The organism is Kitasatospora sp. NPDC002551 (assembly GCF_040296005.1).
GTDB lineage: Bacteria > Actinomycetota > Actinomycetes > Streptomycetales > Streptomycetaceae > Kitasatospora.
This window is the reverse complement of sequence record NZ_JBEOWI010000056.1, coordinates 15295-32959: the sequence shown is the minus strand read 5'-3', so window position 1 is coordinate 32959 and position 17665 is coordinate 15295. Positions and strand designations below refer to the sequence as shown.

16 protein-coding genes are annotated in these 17665 nt (G+C 75.3%); 6 read left to right on the top strand and 10 right to left on the bottom strand.

Translation table 11 applies throughout. The annotated features are described in order from the left end of the window. Window positions 1-39 precede the first annotated feature (39 nt). Window positions 40-1518 (top strand): MFS transporter, encoded by a 1479-nt coding sequence (locus ABT093_RS33090; protein WP_350570660.1) that lies wholly within the window; start codon window positions 40-42, stop codon window positions 1516-1518. Window positions 1519-1631: 113 nt separating this feature from the next. Here the strand turns inward: ABT093_RS33090 and ABT093_RS33085 are convergent, their stop codons facing one another. From ABT093_RS33085 to ABT093_RS33075, 3 genes are all read right to left on the bottom strand, one after another. Beyond that, complete coding sequence (locus ABT093_RS33085) at window positions 1632-2375, bottom strand: DUF305 domain-containing protein (RefSeq protein ID WP_350570658.1); 744 nt, start codon at window positions 2373-2375, stop codon at window positions 1632-1634. Continuing rightward, a complete protein-coding gene (locus tag ABT093_RS33080; RefSeq protein WP_350570656.1) occupies window positions 2372-3052 on the bottom strand; it encodes a thioredoxin-like domain-containing protein in 681 nt (226 codons plus the stop codon). Before ABT093_RS33080 ends, ABT093_RS33085 begins: the two co-directional genes overlap by 4 nt. 136 nt (window positions 3053-3188) lie before the next feature. Further along, window positions 3189-3737 carry a hypothetical protein gene (locus tag ABT093_RS33075; protein ID WP_350570655.1) on the bottom strand — a complete coding sequence of 183 codons (549 nt, stop codon included), beginning with the start codon at window positions 3735-3737 and terminating at the stop codon, window positions 3189-3191. Window positions 3738-3990: 253 nt separating this feature from the next. On the opposite strand from ABT093_RS33075, the gene ABT093_RS33070 reads away from it, so the two are divergent. Then, window positions 3991-5526, top strand: a complete 1536-nt coding sequence (locus ABT093_RS33070; RefSeq protein WP_350570653.1) for a PP2C family serine/threonine-protein phosphatase — start codon at window positions 3991-3993, stop codon at window positions 5524-5526. Between the two features lie 26 nt (window positions 5527-5552). After that, window positions 5553-6170 (top strand): DUF1707 SHOCT-like domain-containing protein, encoded by a 618-nt coding sequence (locus ABT093_RS33065; RefSeq protein WP_350570651.1) that lies wholly within the window; start codon window positions 5553-5555, stop codon window positions 6168-6170. Between the two features lie 4 nt (window positions 6171-6174). Here the strand turns inward: ABT093_RS33065 and ABT093_RS33060 are convergent, their stop codons facing one another. After that, complete coding sequence (locus ABT093_RS33060) at window positions 6175-6783, bottom strand: TetR family transcriptional regulator C-terminal domain-containing protein (RefSeq protein ID WP_350570649.1); 609 nt, start codon at window positions 6781-6783, stop codon at window positions 6175-6177. Window positions 6784-6925: 142 nt separating this feature from the next. Between ABT093_RS33060 and ABT093_RS33055 the strand changes: the two genes are divergently transcribed. After that, window positions 6926-7150 (top strand): hypothetical protein, encoded by a 225-nt coding sequence (locus ABT093_RS33055; RefSeq protein WP_350570647.1) that lies wholly within the window; start codon window positions 6926-6928, stop codon window positions 7148-7150. A gap of 35 nt (window positions 7151-7185) precedes the next feature. Here ABT093_RS33055 and ABT093_RS33050 read toward each other — a convergent pair whose 3' ends face one another. From ABT093_RS33050 to ABT093_RS33040, 3 genes are read right to left on the bottom strand one after another with little or no spacing between them, the layout of a single operon-like run. Next, entirely contained in the window at window positions 7186-8235 is a 1050-nt protein-coding gene (locus tag ABT093_RS33050; RefSeq protein WP_350570645.1) for an agmatine deiminase family protein, read from the bottom strand. A 28-nt stretch (window positions 8236-8263) separates the two neighbouring features. After that, window positions 8264-9979: an urease subunit alpha gene (locus tag ABT093_RS33045; protein ID WP_502884374.1), complete on the bottom strand. Its 1716-nt coding sequence runs from the start codon at window positions 9977-9979 to the stop codon at window positions 8264-8266. Continuing rightward, on the bottom strand, window positions 9976-10686 hold the full coding sequence (locus ABT093_RS33040; RefSeq protein WP_350570643.1) for an urease subunit gamma: 711 nt from the start codon (window positions 10684-10686) through the stop codon (window positions 9976-9978). Before ABT093_RS33040 ends, ABT093_RS33045 begins: the two co-directional genes overlap by 4 nt. A gap of 426 nt (window positions 10687-11112) precedes the next feature. On the opposite strand from ABT093_RS33040, the gene ABT093_RS33035 reads away from it, so the two are divergent. After that, window positions 11113-11613, top strand: coding sequence for an ATP-binding protein (locus ABT093_RS33035; RefSeq protein WP_350570642.1), 501 nt, complete (start codon window positions 11113-11115; stop codon window positions 11611-11613). A 288-nt stretch (window positions 11614-11901) separates the two neighbouring features. Then, window positions 11902-14178 (top strand): ATP-binding SpoIIE family protein phosphatase, encoded by a 2277-nt coding sequence (locus tag ABT093_RS33030; protein ID WP_350570640.1) that lies wholly within the window; start codon window positions 11902-11904, stop codon window positions 14176-14178. Between the two features lie 11 nt (window positions 14179-14189). Here ABT093_RS33030 and ABT093_RS33025 read toward each other — a convergent pair whose 3' ends face one another. The 3 genes from ABT093_RS33025 to ABT093_RS33015 all read right to left on the bottom strand — a co-directional run bounded on the left by ABT093_RS33025 (window position 14190) and on the right by ABT093_RS33015 (window position 17648). Next, window positions 14190-15248 (bottom strand): DUF2637 domain-containing protein, encoded by a 1059-nt coding sequence (locus ABT093_RS33025; RefSeq protein ID WP_350570638.1) that lies wholly within the window; start codon window positions 15246-15248, stop codon window positions 14190-14192. A 437-nt stretch (window positions 15249-15685) separates the two neighbouring features. After that, on the bottom strand, window positions 15686-16453 hold the full coding sequence (locus ABT093_RS33020; protein ID WP_350570636.1) for a hypothetical protein: 768 nt from the start codon (window positions 16451-16453) through the stop codon (window positions 15686-15688). A gap of 274 nt (window positions 16454-16727) precedes the next feature. After that, window positions 16728-17648, bottom strand: coding sequence for a hypothetical protein (locus tag ABT093_RS33015; RefSeq protein WP_350570634.1), 921 nt, complete (start codon window positions 17646-17648; stop codon window positions 16728-16730). Window positions 17649-17665 lie beyond the last annotated feature (17 nt).

Sequence of the window (17665 nt, the reverse complement as noted above, 5' to 3'; positions counted from 1 at the left end):
CGTAGATAGAACATATCTGTATCCGATATATTTCCTTGTATGAACGCGCCGTCGACCCTCGCCACCCGGCTGCTCACCGAGCGCCCCCGGCCGCGCGGCATAGCCAGCCGGCGGTACGCCCACTGGCTCGCCGTCGGCACGGTCTGCCTCGGGGCCTTCCTCGGCCAGCTGACCGCCAGCATCACCGCCCTCGTCTACCCGGCGCTCCAGCGCCACTTCGGCACCGGCTTCGCCGCCGTCGAATGGGTCGCCCTCGCCTACCTGCTGGTCCTGGTGGCGCTGCTCGCGCCGGTCGGCCGGCTGTCCGACCTGGTCGGCCGCAAGACCGTGTACCTCGGCGGGTTCGCCCTCTTCGGCCTCGCCTCGCTCGGCGCCGGGTTCGCCGGGAACCTCGGCACCCTGGTCGCCTGCCGGGCCGTGCAGGCCGTCGGCGGCGCGATGATGCAGGCCAACAGCGTCGCGCTGGTCGCCCGCGGCGTGCCGGAGCACGCGATGCGCCGGGCGCTCGGCATCCAGGCCGCCGCCCAGGGCCTCGGCCTGGCGCTCGGTCCCAGCCTCGGCGGGCTGCTGGTCGAGCACGCCTCCTGGCGCTGGGTGTTCTGGATCAACGTGCCGGTCGCCCTGGTCGGCCTGCTGGCCGGGTGGTTCCTGCTGCCCCGCACCCACCGCCCCGACGCCGGCCCGGACGCCCGCCCGGTGCCGCGCCCGCTGCCCCGGCCGCGGGGGGCCGCCCGGCCCGACCCGGAGGACGGACGCTTCGACCTGGCCGGCCTGCTGCTGCTCGCCGGCTCCACCACCGCGCTGCTGCTCGCCCTCTCCACCGCCTCCGGCCTGCCGCTGCCCGGCTGGGCCGTCGCCGCCCTGCTGCTCGCCTCCGTGCTGAGCGGGCTCGGCCTGGTCCGCCAGGAGCGCCGCGCCGCGCGGCCGATCCTCGCCCCCGGCCTGGTCAACACCCCCGGTGTCCGCCCGGGCCTTGCCGTCTCGCTGATCGGCTACCTGCTGCTGTTCTGCCCGCTGGTGCTCGGCCCGGTGCTGTTCGCCGAGGCGGGCCTGTCCACCGGGCGCGCCGCTCTGGTGATCACCGTGCTCCCGGCGGCCTTCGCGGTGGCCGCGACGGCCGGCGGCGTGCTGCTGCCGCGCGGCTGGTCGGACGTCGCCCGCTGCCGCTTCGGCGCGGCGCTGGCCGGCGCCGGGCTGCTGGGCTGGGCACTGCTGCCCGCCGCGGGCGCGCCCGCCCTGGCGGCGGCGGTCCCGCTGCTGGTGGCCGGCTTCGGCCTCGGCCTGCTGCTGCCCGCCAACAACGCCCTGGTGATGCGGGCGATCCCGGCCGAGTGCTCGGCGGTGGGCGGCGGCATGGTCAACATGGCCCGCAGCCTCGGCACGGCCCTCGGCACCGCGCTGCCGGTGCTCGGCGTCCACCTGGCCGGTCCGGTGCCGGCTGGCCGAGGGGTGCTGCTGGCGCTGGCCGCCGTCGCGGCCCTGGCCGTGCTGCTCACCCGGCCGGTGCGGCGGCGCTGAGCGGCCGGGCGGCCGGGGCGTCGGCCGGCGACGGGCGGACGGCAACGGCCGGGGCGGTGGACGGAACTCCGTCCACCGCCCCGGCCGTGAGGGTGCCGTGCGAGGTGCGCGGGTCAGGAGGCGGGCACGCCGGGGGCGGCGCCGCGATCCTTGAGCATGTCGGTGATCAGCCCGATCTCCGAGGTCTGGCCGGCCACCATCGACTCCGCGAGCCGCTTCTCCGCCGGGTTGCGCGCCACGTCGACGTAGCCCTGGGCCATCTCCACGCCGCCCTTGTGGTGCTCCAGCATCAGCTGCAGGTAGAACACCTCGGCGTCCCGCCCGCTCAGCGACCGGAGCTTGGCGAGTTGCGTGGTGGTGGCCATGCCGGGCATCAGCGAGCCGTCGTGCGCCTGGTAGTCGGCGCCGTGGCCGTGGCCGCCCATCGCCATCCAGGCCATCGGCTTGGCCGGGGAGTGCTGGGTCAGCCCCCACTGGTCGAGCCAGCCCATCATCATGCCGCGCTGGTTGGCCTGGGTGTTGATGATGTCGAAGGCCAGGGTCCGGGTCGGCTCGTCCGACGTCCGGTCGCGGACGATGAACGACAGGTCCACCGCCTGCTGGTGGTGGGTCGACATGTCGCGGGCGAACCCGGCCTCCGGCGAGTCGTCCGCCGGCGCGCTGAGCGACGAGGAGGACCCGGAGGCGGACGTCCCGCCCGCCACCAGGGCCGGCACGCCGAGCGCGAGGGCGAGCGCGGCGGCCAGCGCGGCCGGCCACCAGATCCGCCGGCGCGAGGCCGCGCGGTCCGCCCCCTCCGCGGCGTCCGTGGCGTCCGCGGAGCCGGCCTCGGCCGGGGTCTCCTCGGCGGCGGTCACATCGACCCCATGCTGCAGGAGGCGCCCGGCTCCTGGGTCTGCTTGCCCTGGACGTACTTGGTGAAGAACTGGTTCACCCGGGGGTCGCTGGCGCTGTCCACGGTGAGCTGGGTCGACCAGGCGCTCAGGGTGATGGTGCCCTGCTCGTCCGGGTACGGGCTCATCAGCGAGTACGGGGTGGCCTTCACCTTGTCGGAGAGGGTCTTGATGTCCTCCGGGGTGGCCTTGCCGTTGTAGGTCACCCAGACCGCGCCGTGCTCCAGCGAGTGGACGGCGCGCTCGTTCTCGACCGGCTGGTCGTAGACGGTGCCCATGCAGTCCGCCCAGATCGCGTTGTGGTCGCCGCCGACCGGCGGGGTCTGCGGGTAGGTGACCTTCTCCTTGACGTGGTTGCGGCTCAGGTCGCCGAAGGTCTGCACGCCGTCGATCGGGGCCGCGGCGGCGGCCTGCTTGGCCTTCTTGTCCTTGTTGGCGTCGACCACGATCCAGGTGCCGGTGGCTATCGCCGCGATCACCAGCACGCCGGCCACCGAACCGGCGATGATCTTGTTGCGGCGGTCGCGGCGCTGCTCGGCGGCGCGCAGCTCGGCGATCCGGGCGCGGCGGTCGTTGCTCGCCTGCTTGGCGCTCGGCTTGTTGCCCTGCGACTTGTTCGACTGCTTGGAGGCGGAACCCATGCGGTGTCCTTGTCCCCACCGCGCATCGGGCGCGGCGGTCTGAAGAAGTGGTGGGAAGGGGCGGATCCGTCGGTCCCGTCCGCCCGGCGACGCGGTGGTCGGCGGGCGCTGGGTCAGGGCCGGCGGTGGGTTCCACTCAGGACCGGTGTACTTGGAGTTCGTGCAGGTCGGGCGCGGGGTGCGGGCCGACCAGCAGCCCGGCGGGCACCACCCGGGGCAGCGCCTCGGGGGTCGGGGTCAGGGGCGCCGCCGCGGGTTGCGGGTGCGGCGGCGGGTTGGGGAGCTGGGCGTCCTGGGCGCAGTACGGGTGGCTGGAGCAGCCGTTGTTGCGGTGCGGCGGGTCGCCGTCGACCGAGCACCAGGTCCAGTGCCGGTGGCTCTCCGCCCGGATCCGGTCGCCGAGGGTCTGCGGCACGGTGGCCGGACCGGTGGCGGCGGAGCCGTGCGGGTGGACCGGTGCGCCGGCCGCGAGGTCGGCGACGAGACCCGTCGGGGGACCGACCGGGGGGTCGGCCGGGACGGTCACCGGGAAGCCCGGCCGCTCGGCCGTGGCCGCCTTGGCGTGCGCCGCGCACGGCAGCGCCATCAGCAGCCCGACCAGCAGCAGGATCCACAGCGCGCCCACCGGGCGGACCGCGAGTGCGGCCCTCCCCGGTCGGGGGTTGCTGGGGGCCGACGCGGTCATGCGCACATTTAATCAGCCGAACGAGTGAAGCGAGCCCCCTCCTCGGTCCTCATTTTCCGGTGCGGAGTTACCGGAATACCCCGGAAACACCCTGGTCGGGGCGGTTCGGTCGACTGCGGGAGGAACGGAAACGAAACGGGCGGCGAACCCGGTGATCGATATCGGCCGATGTGCGCGCGGTTGTCGCCGAAACCCGGACAGCGCCGCGGCGCTTGGGGACAATGACGTCGAGCCAGCGACCAGGAGCCGCCAGATGACCAAGCAGGGTGCACCCGCGCAGCAGCAGCACCGGCCGGAGGACGGCTGGTGGGACACGGTCTACGCGGGCCCGGCCGGCACCCTCCCCGACACCCCGGACGCCGAGTCGGGGGAGGGCAGCGTCGACGACTGGTTCGAGACGGCGGCCGGACTCATCGGGCAGCAGCGCGGCGCGCCCGAGGAGGAGGCGGTGGCCGGGGCGGCCGAGGCGGTGGCGGAGGAGGTGCCGCAGGACGGGGGCGGCGAGGAGGTGCCGGGGCGGGACAGCATCGACGACTGGTTCGACACCGCCGTCGGCGTGATCTCCCCGCGGGGCCCGGCGGCCGAAGCTCCGGCCGTCGAGGCCCCGGCCGCCGACGAGACGCACCGCTTCCCCGCCCCCTCCTGGGCGGCGGACGCCCGGGTGCCGGAACCGCGCCCCAAGCCCGTGGCCGAGGCCGCTCCGCAGCCGCAGCCGCAGCCGGAACCCGAGCCCGAGCCGGTTCCCGAGCCCGCTCCCGCACCGGAACCGGCCGCCGCCGAGGAGGCCGAGCCCGAGCCGGCCGCCCCCGAACCGGCGCCCGTCGAGCCCCCCGCGCCGCCCCCCGCGCCGCGCCCGGCGCCCCGGCCCGGGCGGGCCGAGGCCGCGCCCGCCGTGCCGCACGTCGGCGAGCGCCCGCCCACCTACGGCCCCGAGCCGACCGCCGTCCCCGAGGCCGACCCCGGCGCGCTCGGCGGCGTGGTCGCCGACACCGTGCTGGAGGGCGCCCAGTACGCCGCCACCACCCTGCGGGCGGTCTCCGTCCGCGGCGACTCCGCCCGCCACCGGGGCGAGCCCCGGCGGGACTCCCTGCTGGTGACCCGGTTCGGCGACGGGGCGGAGGGCGTGCTGCTCGCGGTGCTCGGCGGCTTCGACCACGCGGGCCCGACCGCCGAGGCGGTCGCCACCGCGGCGGCCGAGGCCGGCCGCCAGCTCGCCGGCGCCGTCGGCCGCAGCCGCGAGAGCCTCTCCGCCGACCTGCGCGACGGCGCCCGGGACCGGCTCCGCTACGGCCTCCAGCGGCTCGCGCTGAGCGCCGTCGCCCCGCTCCGCGCGCTGGCCCCGGGGGGCGCGGCGGACGCGGCGGACGCGGACCCGTCCCCGGCCTCGCTGCACTGCCTGCTGGTCTCGCTCGATCCGCGGGCCGGCTACCGGGCGGCGTTCGGGGTCGGCCCGGGCGGGCTGTACCTGCTGCGCTCGGGCCACTGGATCGACGCGTACGCGGCCCGGCTGCTGCACCAGCCCGACGGTCAGCCGCCGGCGCCGGAGACCCCGGCGGATCCCCGCCCGTTCCGCTTCCGGATGGTCCCGGCGACCCCGGGCGACATCCTGCTGCTCTGCACCCCCGGGCTGGCCCGCCCGGTCGCCGAGGAACCGGCCGTCGCCCACTTCCTGGCCTCCCACTGGGCGCACCCCCACCCGCCGGGCACCGTCGACTTCCTGCGCCAGGTCCAGGTCCGCGCCAAGGGCTACACCGACGACCGCACCGCCGCGGCCATCTGGACCGAGTAGCCCCCCGGCTCCTTATCCTTGCGGCCATGACCGTCCAGCCTCCGGAGAGCTCTCCGGGCCCCGTGCCCCCAGGCGACATCCGCGCCTCCCACGACGACCGGGAGGCCGTGGTGGCGCGCCTGCGCGACGCGGCGGCCGAGGGGCGGATCGATCTGGAGGAACTGGACGACCGCCTGGAGCGGGCGCTGAAGTCGAGGACCCACGGCGAGCTGGCCGTGCTGACCGCCGACCTGCCCGGCCGGAATCCCGGGGAGGGCCGGCAGCCGCTGGTGCTCAAGGGCGGCATGTCCGGCGTGTCGTACGGCCCCGGGCGCTGGGAGGTCCCCGGGCACGTGATCGCGCGCGGAGGTCTCGGGGGTGTGAAGCTCGACTTCACCCGGGTCGAGTGCCACCTCACGGAGGTCGTGGTGGAGGCCTACGGGGAGATGGCCGGCGTCACGATCGTCGTCCCGGACGCCTGGGCCGTGGACACCGGCGGCATGGATCCCGGTATCGGCGGCCTGAAGGACAAGACCACTCCCGACCGGCTCCCGGGGACTCCACTGATCCGGCTGACCGGGTCCGGCGGCATGGCGGGCGTGACCGTCCGCCACCCCAACCGCCGGGAACGGCGCAAGCTGCTCGGCAATCCGGCGCAGGGATAGCCGCCTAATCCCCGTCGGAGCCGAGGAGGGTGGTGCAGGCGGTGGCGGCGAGGTGGTGGGCGCGGGGGCGGTCGGCGCCGGGCAGGCCGAGGGCGAGGGGGACGGCGAGGCCGTCGAGGAGGGCGCGGATCTGGATGGCGCGCTCGGTGGCGTCGCCGGGGGCGAACCGGGCGGTGGCCGTGCCCTCCTCGATCAGGGCGACCAGGTCGGCCTGCCAGGGCGCCTCGATCTCCAACTGCCCCTGCCGCAGCTCCTCGCTGGCGGGGGAGCGCCCCCACACCTCGACCCAGAGGATCCAGCGCGGGTCCCCCGGGCCCTCCGGGAGGTAGAGCGCGGTGTACGCGTCCAGCCGCTGCCGCACGTCGCGGCCGCCGTCGGCGAGCACCGTCCGGCGCCGGGCGCCGAGCTGCTCCTCGCTCCAGCGGAGGGTCTCCAGCAGCAGCTGGTCCTTGCTGCCGAAGTAGTAGAGCAGGTGCCCGGCGCTCATCTGGAGCTGCTTGCCGAGGCCGGCCATGGTGAGCTTGGCGAGCCCGTGCTCGGCGATCGCGGCGCGCGCGGTGGCGAAGACCTCCTCGCGGGGGCGGGCCGGTCGGCGCGGGCGGGCGTCGGCCATCGGTGCTGCTCCTCCGGGTTCAAGGGGGCCTTCACGATACCGGCCGTGGCCGGGCGGCCACGGAGCGGGACGCCGGACGGTTCGGCGCCCCGCTCCTGCGGGTACGAACCGGTTGGAACGCCGCCGACCCGAGGGGGTGGCCATGGCCACGATGATCGCCCTGTTCGCCGGCCTCGCCGTCCTGGTGACCGGCCTGACGGTGCACCTGCACCGGTGCCGCAGCGGCCCGACCGAGAACCTCGACGGGGTGCTGGCCGAGCAGGAGCGGCTCGCCCAGCTGCGGGCCCTGCGCTCCTCCTACAGCTCGATCGCGATGCACAGCTCCCACGGACTCACCACCGACGACCTGGGGAGGTACCACCGGTAGCACCGGCCGCCGGCCGCCCGCGGGTCCGGGCGGGATCAGGCCTTCGGCTGCTGCTGGGTGATGCAGTGGATGCCGCCGCCGTTGGCGAAGATCTCGCGGGCGTCGACCAGTTCGACCGTGCGGCCGGGGTAGGCCTCGGCCAGGATCGCGGCGGCCTCCTGGTCGCGCGGGTCGTCGAAGGCGCACAGCACCACGGCGCCGTTGGCCACGTAGTGGTTGATGTACGAGTAGTCGACCGGCTCGCCCTCCTCGTCCAGCAGGACGGTGGGGGCGGGCAGCTCGACGACCTCCAGCGGGCGGCCCTGGGCGTCGGTGGAGGCGCGCAGGATCGCCACCAGCTCCTTGCACACCTCGTGGTCGGGGTGAGCCGGGTCCGGCTGGACGTGGGCGACGACGACGCCGGGGCGCACGAAGGAGGCGACGATGTCGATGTGCCCGCGGGTGCCGAACTCGTCGTAGTCGCGGGTGAGCCCGCGCGGCAGCCAGATCGCCTTGGTGGTGCCGAGGAAGGCGTGCAGCTCGGCCTCGACCTGCTCCTTGGTCCAGTCGGCGTTGCGGCCCTCGCCGAGCTGGACGGTCTCGGTGACGAGCACGGTGCCCTCGCCGTCGACGTGGATGCCGCCGCCCTCGTTGATGAGCTTCGAGGCGAACCGCCGGACCCCGGTCAGCTCGCCGATGTGCTCGGCGATGTGCTGGTCCTTGTCCCAGCGGGCCCAGGACTGCGCGCCCCAGCCGTTGAAGATCCAGTCGGCGGCGGCCAGCCCGCCCTCGCCGTCGACCAGGAAGCTCGGGCCGATGTCGCGCATCCAGGCGTCGTTCAGCGGGCGCTCGACGATCTCCACCGCGTCGGCGACGTACTTGCGGGCCTCCGCGCTCTCACCGGTGTTCACGATCAGGGTGACCGGCTCGTACCGGACGACGGTGTTGGCGACGTTCGCCCAGGCCTCGCGCGCCGCGTGCAGGTGCTCGGGCGTGTCGAAGGTCGGGTTGTCGGTCGGGAAGGCCATCCAGGTGCGGTCGTGCGGATGCCACTCGGCGGGCATCCGGTAGCCGAGCGAGGCGGGGGTGGGGGTGGGGGTGGTCATCGCGGCGTCCTTCGGTGGGCGGGGAGGGTCAGAGGAAGTAGAGGCGGCTGAGCGAGACGCTCTCGGCGGGCTCGGAGCGCAGCGGGGCGCCGTCGAGCGAGACCAGGCCGGTCTCGGTGACCTCGACCTGGCCGACCCGGGCGTTGCGCACCATGTCGCGCGGGCCGATGCCGCGGGTGCCCCGGACGCCGACGCGCCGGCGCCGGGTGGGCAGGCCGTCAGCGGGGCGGTCGAGGTAGGCGCCGTCGGCGGCGGCCTGGGCGACGAACGCCACCGAGATGTCGGCGGCGGTGGCGCCGTGCGCGCCGAACTGCGGGCCGAGCACCAGGGGCTCGCAGCGGTCGGTGGAGGCGTTGGGGTCGCCGACCACGCCGTACGCGGGGAAGCCGGCCTTGAGGACCAGCTGCGGCTTGGCGCCGAAGTGGTCCGGGCGCCACAGCACGATGTCGGCGAGCTTGCCGATCTCGATCGAGCCGACCTCGTGGGCCAGGCCGTGGGCGATGGCGGGGTTGATGGTGAGCTTGGCGATGTAGCGCAGCACGCGCTCGTTGTCGTCGCCGCCCTCGGTCGTCCCGTAGCCTCCGCCGAGCGGGCCGAGCTCGGCCTTCATCTTGCCGGCCATGGCGAAGGTGCGGCGCACGGTCTCGCCGGCCCGGCCCATGCCCTGGGCGTCGGAGGAGGTGATGCCGATGACGCCCAGGTCGTGCAGGACGTCCTCGGCGCCCATCGTGCCGGCCCGGATGCGGTCACGGGCCATCGCGGCGTCGCCGGGCAGGTCGACCTTGAGGTCGTGCGCGGAGACGATCATGCCGAAGTGCTCGCCCAGCGCGTCCCGGCCGAACGGCAGGGTGGGGTTGGTGGAGGAGCCGATGACGTTCGGCACGCCCGCCATCTTCAGCACGTTGGGCACGTGGCCGCCGCCGCAGCCCTCGATGTGGAAGGCGTGGATGGTGCGTCCGTCGAGGACGCGCAGGGTGTCCTCGACGGACAGGCACTCGTTGAGGCCGTCGGTGTGCAGGGCGACCTGGACGTCGTACTCCTCGGCGACCCGCAGCGCGGTGTCCAGGGCGCGGGTGTGCGCGCCCATGTCCTCGTGCACCTTGAAGCCGGAGGCGCCGCCCTCGGCCAGCGCCTCGATCAGCGGGGCCTCGTCGGAGGAGGAGCCGCGGCCGAGGAAGCCGATGTTGACCGGCCAGGCGTCGAAGGCGTTGAAGGCGTGCCGCAGCGCCCACGGTGAGTTGACGCCGACGCCCCAGACCGGGCCGAACTCCTGGCCGATGATGGTGGTGACGCCGGAGGCGAGCGAGGCCTCCATGATCCGCGGCGACAGCAGGTGGACGTGGGTGTCGATGGCGCCGGCGGTGGCGATCATGCCCTCGCCGGAGACGATCGTCGTCCCGGTGCCGACCACCACGTCGACGCCGTCCAGGGTGTCGGGGTTGCCGGCCCGGCCGATGGCGGCGATCCGGCCGCCGATCAGGCCGATCGAGGTCTTGCGGATGCCCTGGATCGCGTCGATGACCAGGACGTTGCTGATCACCACGTCGCAGGTGTCGCGGACGGCGGCGGGCTTGAGGTGCAGGCCGTCGCGGGCGGTCTTGCCGAAGCCGGCCAGGAACTCGTCGCCCGGCGCCTGCGAGTCGGACTCGACGCGCACGATCAGCCCGGAGTCGCCGAGCCGGATCCGGTCGCCGGCGCGCGGGCCGTGCACGGAGATGTAGTCGTGGGGGGTGATGGACGTCACGACTCGACCTCCGCGTCGTCGAACTGGGTGAGGTAACCGGTGGCGCGGGCCTTGGCCAGGGCGGCCTCCTTGGCGCCGGGGGCGTCCAGCGGGCCGTCGACCAGGCCGGCGAAGCCGATGGCGACCCGCTCGCCGCCGATCGGCACCAGGCCGACCTCGACCGTGGCGCCCGGGTCGAAGCGCACCGAGGAGCCGGCCGGGATCGCCAGGTGGGTGCCGTAGGCGGCGGCGCGGTCGAAGGCCAGGCGCGGGTTGGCCTCGAAGAAGTGGAAGTGCGAGGTGACCGAGATCGGCACCCCGGAGGTGTTGTGGACCGGCAGGACGACGGTCTCCTCGACCGGGTCGTAGCCGGCGCCGTCGCCGAGCAGCGCCCCGCCGGGGGCCTCGTCGCCGAGCGAGCCGGCGCCCCTGAACGGGTCGTTGACGACGGCCAGCCGGGTGCCGTCGTCGAAGACCGCCTCGACCTGCACCACGGTGACCACGTCGGGCACGCCGGGCAGCACGTCGTCGGCGGTCAGCACGGAGCGGCCGGCCTCGATCGCCTCGGCCAGGCGCCGGCCGTCCCGGGCGGCCTCGCAGACGGCGTCGGCGATCAGCGCGGTCGCCTCGGGGATGTTGAGGCGGACGCCTCGGGCGCGGCGGGCGCGGGCCAGCTCGGCTGCTGTGAAGATCAGCAGCCGGTCCCGCTCGGTGGGGGTCAGTCGCACGGTTCCTCGCTCGCGGTCGCCGGGAGAGGGGGGTGAGGATTGTTAGAACGGCGTTCAAACATCTCCGGCCATTGAACCCGGAGCCGCCCGCCCTGTCCAGCCTTGCCGCTCCCGCGGCGATCGGCCCGTCGACGGGCCCGGGCGGTGGCGCCGGAGGTCGAAAACCGCCCGTACGCTTCGCAAACCCGTCCGGCGCGGGCAGTTGGATCACGTGAAGCGTCCCGTGCCCCTTTCACCCCAGGTGATCGCCTGGGCACTGTTCCAAATGCCGAAAGCTGGGCATGACGAAGATTGGTCAGTACCAAGGGGGCCGACCGGCCGGCGGGGGATCCGGACCGGCGGCCCGGAACGAGGGCGGGGGCAGGGGTGATGGACGGTCAGTCGCGATTCCCGCGGCAGCGGACAAGTTCGGGAGGAGCCTTCCGGGTGACCGGAACCGGCCAGGGGGCTCCGGCGGGCACGGCGGCCCCCGGCGCCGGACACGTGAACCCGGCGGGCGTCACCCGGCCGGGCGCACCGTCGCCCGGATGCGCGCTCAACCGCCGGCTCCACCTGGCCCTGGAGGCCGCCGACCTGGTGGCCGTCGGCGCGGTCCGCCGCCGGCTGCGCGCCGCGCTCGGCCTGTGGGGCGTGCCCGAGCTGGCCGACACCGCCGAGCTGCTCACCTCCGAGCTGGTCACCAACGCGCTGCAGCACACCGGCCAGGGCGCGGTCTTCGACGCGGTGATCACCGGTGACCAGCGGCTGCGCATCGAGGTCCAGGACGGCACGGCCCGGCTGCCCGTCCGCCGCCGCGAACCGGAGGCCGAGTACGCCACCTCCGGCCGCGGACTGCAGCTGGTCGAGGCGCTCGCCGACTCCTGGGGCGTCCAGCTGCGCGGCGACGGCAAGGTCACCTGGTTCGAACTGGCCACCGTCGGCGCCTGAGGCCGTCCGGCGCACTCGGCCGCCGTTTGTCGTACGAGCACCGTTCGCTGCCGAACGATGCCCGGAAGCGAAGGCGGAAGGCAAGATTCCCGGCCCGTTGCCATTGCCGCTCGGCCGAACATTGGCCAGGATGGTGGGAATGTGTGCCCACGTGCGAGAAGCGGCGGGGAATGACCACCTCGACCGATGACCGCCCGTTGGCGCGCGACCGTCGAGCACCACCCATCACCCGCCACGCGGCCCGTCCGGACGGTCGGCGCGGTCCGCCACGGCAGCGGCAGGAGCAGCATGCCCACAGAGCCCGAGTCACCGGGGCCGGCCCTCCCAGCCGGTCCGTCCACGACCGGCTCCGGGCGGGCCAGACCGCCCGCGCAGGCGGCCCGGCGGCACTCGCTGCGCACCGCTCCCGGCCTCGCGGCCGGCCGGCTCGCGCCGATGCTCTCCGGCGGTCTGCCGCTCTCCCCGGGCGACTCCACGCCGGACTGGCTGGAGCCCGCGATGGCCGCCAACGGCATCGGCTCGTTCGACTGGGACATCCGCCGCGACATCCTGGAGGGCGACCAGCGCGCCTGCACCATCGTCGGCCTCGACGCCGTCGAGAAGGGCCGCTTCGACCGCTCCTCCGCCTCCTTCCTCGCCCTGCTCCATCCCGAGGACGCCCCCGTGGTGCGCCGCCGGGTGGAACGCGCCGTCGCCGAGCTCGGCCAGTGCGGCGCCTACTACCGGACGGTCGGCCAGGGCGGCGCCATGCGGGCGGTCCGCTTCCGCGGCCGGGTCCTCGCCGACGCCTTCGGCCGCGCCTCCCGGATGGTCGGCTTCGTCTGGGACGCCACCGTCGAGCTGCACAAGCGCGACCGCGCCGACCGGCTCGCCCTGCTGCGCGAGGAGCGTTCCCGCTTCATCAAGGAGGCCGCCCGCGCGCTCTCCGAGGCGGTCACCGTGCGGGACGTCGCCCGGGTCTTCACCGAGCTGCCGCTGCCCGGCCTGCCGCCGGACGGCCTGGTGCTCGCCTCCCACGAGGCCGGCCGGGTGCAGATCCTCGGCGCCTCCGGCTACCGCACCGACGAGCTGGCCGGCTACGACCGCTCGGTGCTGCCGCCCAGCCACCCCGCCGCCGAGGCGCTGCGGGGCCGCGCCCCGGTGTTCTGCACCAGCCGCGAGGAGTACCGCGAGCGCTACCCCGACGTCTGGGAACAGGCCCGCCGCACCAGCCGCAGCTCCTGGGCCTTCCTGCCGCTGGTCGCCAGCGGCCGGGCGATCGGCGTCTGCGTGGTCAGCTTCGACGACGACCGCCGGCTCGACGCCGACGAGCGCACCCTGCTCTCCACCCTCGGCGGCCTGGTCGCCCAGTCACTGGCCCGGGCCCGGCTGCACGACGCCGAGCACGAGCTGGCGGCCGGCCTCCAGCGCGTCATGCTGCCGCGCACCGTGCCGTCCGTGCCCGGCGTCACCACCGCGGTGCGCTACCTGGCGGCCGGCTCCGGTCTGCAGATCGGCGGCGACTGGTACGACGTGGTGCCGCTGCCCGGCGGCCACGTCGGCCTGGTGATCGGCGACGTCCAGGGCCACGACGTGCACGCGGCCGGCATCATGGGCCAGCTGCGGATCGCCCTGCGCGCCTACGCCGCCGAGGGCCACCCGCCCGCCGCGGTGATGGCCCGGGCCTCCCGCTTCCTCGCCGACCTCGACACCGATCACTTCGCCACCTGCACCTACGCCGAGGTCAACGTCGACTACGGCGTGGTCTACGCCGTCCGGGCCGGCCACCTCGACCCGGTGGTGCGGCGCGGCGACGGCACCGCCACCGCCGTCCCGGTGGCGGGCGGGCTGCCGCTCGGCATCGCCCCGGACGAGGAGTACCGGGTCACCCGGTTCAGCCTCGATCCCGGCGAGACCGTGCTGCTCTGCACCGACGGCCTGGTCGAGGCGCGCGGCATGGACCTCGACGAGGGCATCGCCCGGCTCACCTCGGTGCTCTCCGAACCGCTCGCGGACCCCGCCGAGACCGGCCGCGACCCGCTGGACGAGCTCGCCGACCGGATCGCCTCGCAGGCCGCCGACTCCAGCGAGCGCGAGGACGACATAGCGCTGCTCCTGCTGCGCTGGGACGGCCCCGAGGGTGGTCTGGCCGCCCAGCAGCTGCGCCGGCGGATCGGCCAGGCGGACCTCGCCCGGATCTCCGAGGTCCGCGCCGAGCTGCGCGACGCGCTGCGCCGCTGGGGGGTCGCCGAGCTGATCGACACCGCCGAGCTGCTCTCCTCCGAGCTGGTCACCAACGCCATCCGGCACACCGACCGGGACGCCATGTTCACCGCCCGGCTCTACCGGGAGCCGGCCGCGGACGGCGGCCGGGCGCGGCTGCGGGTCGAGGTGGAGGACGAGTCGGACCTCTGGCCGACCCGCCGCACGCCGGGGGAGCAGGCCTCCTCCGGGCGTGGGCTGATGCTGGTCGAGGCGCTGGCCGACGGCTGGGGCGTGGAGCCCCGGGGGTCGGGCAAGCGGATGTGGTTCGAGCTCAGCGTGACGCCCGCGGACGACCGTCCGGCGGTGACCGTCGAGTTGTGACCGCCCGGGCGTCAGCCGAACTGCTGCTCCAGGTCCTTCAGCTTCCGCTCCAGGTCCTCCAGCCGCGGCAGGGTCACGGTGTCGTCCTCCGTCGTGAGGTCGATGGTGCGCCGCTCGGGCCTGGCCGGCAGGCCGGGCTGGGTGACGGTGCCCTCGACGGCGGGCCGGTCGGCTCCGGGGCCGCCGGCGCCGCCGTCGGGGGCGGTCGCTATGGCGGACTCCGGGCCGGACTCCAGCTGCCGGGCGGCCGGCGCCGGGGGCGGTCCGCCGCCGCGCGGGCGCCAGACGCTGTTGGTGCGGTTGATCGCCCGGATCTCGGCCCGCTCGCGGCGCCCCGCCAGCTTGCGGCGCTCCTTCTCCCGGGCCTTCTCGCGCTTGTCGTCGCGGACCTCGTCGACCGCCTCGTCCAGGCTGCGCACGTTCTCCAGCAGCATCAGCGACCAGGCGGCGTAGGTCTCGCGCGGGGCGCGCAGCCAGCGGACGATCCGGATCTGCGGCAGCGGGCGGGGGACCAGTCCCTGCTCGCGCAGCGCGGCCCGGCGGGTCTGCTTGAGCGCCCGGTCGAACAGCACGGCGGCCGAGAGCGACATCCCCGCGAAGAACTGCGGCGCGCCGGCGTGGCCGAAGCCGCGCGGGGCGTGCACCCAGTTGAACCAGGCCGAGGCCCCGGCGAACAGCCAGACCAGCAGCCGGGAGCCGAGCGCCGCGTCGCCGTGGCTGGCCTCGCGGACGGCGAGCACGGAGCAGAACATCGCCGCCCCGTCCAGGCCGAACGGGACCAGGTACTCCCAGCCGCCGGACAGGTTGAGGTTCTGCACCCCGAAACCGACCAGGCCGTGGAAGGAGAGCGCGGCGGCCACGGCCGCGCAGCAGAACAGCAGCGTGTACGAGGCCCCGCCGTACAGGGACTCCTTGCGGCGGCGGCGTTCCTCCGAGCGCTCCCAGGAATCCGCGGCGCTCCCGCCGCCCGTGGTGCCCCGGTTCCGGGCCAGGGCCACCAGGAGCGCGCTGACCAGCAGCACCGCAACGCCGGTGACGGCCCAACCCAGCGGTATGTCGGACAATTTCATCGCCTGGACCAGCCTCGCTTTCCTGCGCCGCAATTCCTGCGTCGTGATGGCGGGGACCATCATGGCGGATGCCCGGCCGGAGGATGGCTGATTTCCTGTCAATGCACCGGCGAGAGGGATTTCTGACGAGGGATAAATCTCATCGTCGTATTTGTATGGGGAAAAGGGGAGGCGGGAATTCCGGGGGCCGCGGCGGGGGTGGACGAGGCGACGGCCGGTCCGGCGGCGCCCGGAGTGTCCGAGGTGCGCCGGGGCGCCGGACGCCGGGGCGGTGAACCCGCCGCCCGGCGTGAAGGGCGCGCACTCCGGCGCGCCGGCGCAACGGTGGCGCCGTCGAGCGGAACGTCCGGGCCCGCCGGCCGGGGGCCGGCGGAGTCCGGAACCGGCAAGGTGAACCTGGCCGGGGCACTGCTCGACCCGGCCAGGTTAGGGTCACCTTAGCTGATCGGGCCCTGGGCCTGCCTCTCGACGCGCTCGTCCGGGGGCGCGCCCGACGCGCGGGCCGCGCCCAGCTGCCGGGCGAGCCAGACCGGCACGCCCCCGAGCGCCTGCACCAGCCGGGCCGCCTCCGCCCGCAGCCGGGCGGCCTCGGCCGGCTCGGACACCTCGGCCAGCGCCGCCAGCGCCGGCGCCACCCCCACCGTGAACCCCAGCTGTTCGCGCAGCCGCAGCGAGGCGTCGAAGCCCTCCCGCGCCCGCTCGCGGTCCCCGGCGGCGAGCGCCAGCGCGGCCAGGTGCCGCCAGGTCGACGAGCGGAGCAGCTCGTCGCCCCGCTCGGCCGCGCCCTCGTGCGCCCGCCGGTAGGCGATCCAGGCCGCCGTCGGGTCGCGCAGCAGGTTCTCCGCGACCAGCCCCCGCCGGAAGTCCAGCAGGGGTCGGCCCGGTGCGTCCGGCGGCAGCAGGGCCGAGGTGCGGCCGAGCGCGGCCTGCGCCTCGTCCAGCCGGTCGCGGGCGCCGAGCACGCTGGCCACGTAGGCCAGGAAGCCCCGGGCGCAGGCGGCCGAGGCGCGCTGTTCGGTGGTCGCCGCGACCGCCTCGGCCAGGCGCAGCGCCTGCTCGGCCTGGCCCCAGTGGGCGGCCGTGAACAGGCACTGCTCGATCAGTAGTTCGGCTCTGACGAGCGCCGCCGCCGGATCGCGTTCGGCGGCCGGTCGCAGTAACTCCGCGGCCTCCCGCCAGCACGCCCGGGACCGCAGTCGCCACACGGTGTCCCCCGGCTCCGGGGGCGCCGCCGGCCCCCGTGCGTCCCGGCCACTAGGGCCCCATCCGTGCTCCGACAACGCCACCTCCTTGTGCGCGCCATCCAGCAGGAAGCGGGCCCCTCCCCGGACGTGGCATGACGCGCCACAGGCCCGCGCTGTGGCGGCAATTCAACACGGGGGCGAGCTTGTGCACCAGATCACGAGCGGAGGTTGTTGCGCCCGGGCGGGTTTTCGTCTAAACGATCAGCGCCCGGCCGGACGGGCCCGGGGCGGGGCCTCAGGACGTCCAGCCGGTCTCCATCAGAGCCTCCGCGGCGCCGTTCGCCGGCTGCGGCACCCCCGCCAGGTCCAGGCTGAACAGGGCCACCAGCAGCTGTTCGCCGCGCACCGTGGCCTGGTGCGAATAGCCCGCAAGAGTGAACATCGCGGCGGCCATCTCCTCCGCGTGCAGGGTCTGCAGCCACAGGCACTCGACCGACTTCACGTCGGCCGGCTCGGTCCAGGTGTCCACCTGCGCGACCATCCGGCTGCCCAACAGGGTGACCCCGTCGCGTTCCTGGGCCTCCGTCAGCTCCAGGTCGTCGAAGCCCAGCCACTCCAGGTAGCGGGCCGCGGTGAACACCGCGTCCTGCGAGGTCCGCACCGGGTGCGGACGGAACGGCGCGCGCCGCCGCCACGGTGCCGACGGGGCGCCGGCCCCCGCCCCCGCGACCGGCGGCGCCGCGGCGGGCGCGTCCAGCGACTGCGCGGGACGCGCCGGGTACGGGTGGGAGGCCCGCGGACCGGCGGTGGCGCCCAGCGGACCGGCGGTGGAGCCGCCGCCCAGCCGGGTCGTCCGGTCCACCGGGAGCCGCACGGTGGCCCCGCAGTTGCAGGTGAACTCGGGCTGCGGCCACTGGTCGGAGCGCCCGCAGTGCGGGCAGCGCATGCTCAGCCAGGAGTCCTCCCAGGAGCGGAAGCGCACCTGCACCGGCACCCCGCCGCGCAGCAGCGGCACCTTGAGCGAGGCACCGCACGGGCAGGGCAGCGACGGCGGCTCGTACAGGTGCTCCCGCCGGCAGGCGGGGCAGCGGATCGCCCGGGCGCCACCCGCCGCCCCCGGGCCGCGGCCGGCCGGGTCGTGTCCGGTGAAGTCGTCGGGCAGTCCGGGCATCGCGGGCACCGTCCGTTCGAGTCGGGGGTGGGTGACGCGTTCCATGCTCCCCGAAACCCGCG

What these genes read in the sequence shown, in the direction of transcription:
- ABT093_RS33055 (WP_350570647.1), top strand. Translation starts at nt 6,926, where the DNA reads ATGGCCACGATGATCGCCCTGTTCGCCGGCCTCGCCGTCCTGGTGACC.
- ABT093_RS33090 (WP_350570660.1), top strand. Translation starts at nt 40, where the DNA reads ATGAACGCGCCGTCGACCCTCGCCACCCGGCTGCTCACCGAGCGCCCC.
- ABT093_RS33065 (WP_350570651.1), top strand. Translation starts at nt 5,553, where the DNA reads ATGACCGTCCAGCCTCCGGAGAGCTCTCCGGGCCCCGTGCCCCCAGGC.
- ABT093_RS33080 (WP_350570656.1), bottom strand. Translation starts at nt 3,052, where the DNA reads ATGGGTTCCGCCTCCAAGCAGTCGAACAAGTCGCAGGGCAACAAGCCG.
- ABT093_RS33050 (WP_350570645.1), bottom strand. Translation starts at nt 8,235, where the DNA reads ATGACCACCCCCACCCCCACCCCCGCCTCGCTCGGCTACCGGATGCCC.
- ABT093_RS33025 (WP_350570638.1), bottom strand. Translation starts at nt 15,248, where the DNA reads ATGAAATTGTCCGACATACCGCTGGGTTGGGCCGTCACCGGCGTTGCG.
- ABT093_RS33070 (WP_350570653.1), top strand. Translation starts at nt 3,991, where the DNA reads ATGACCAAGCAGGGTGCACCCGCGCAGCAGCAGCACCGGCCGGAGGAC.
- ABT093_RS33060 (WP_350570649.1), bottom strand. Translation starts at nt 6,783, where the DNA reads ATGGCCGACGCCCGCCCGCGCCGACCGGCCCGCCCCCGCGAGGAGGTC.
- ABT093_RS33075 (WP_350570655.1), bottom strand. Translation starts at nt 3,737, where the DNA reads ATGACCGCGTCGGCCCCCAGCAACCCCCGACCGGGGAGGGCCGCACTC.
- ABT093_RS33030 (WP_350570640.1), top strand. Translation starts at nt 11,902, where the DNA reads ATGCCCACAGAGCCCGAGTCACCGGGGCCGGCCCTCCCAGCCGGTCCG.
- ABT093_RS33015 (WP_350570634.1), bottom strand. Translation starts at nt 17,648, where the DNA reads ATGGAACGCGTCACCCACCCCCGACTCGAACGGACGGTGCCCGCGATG.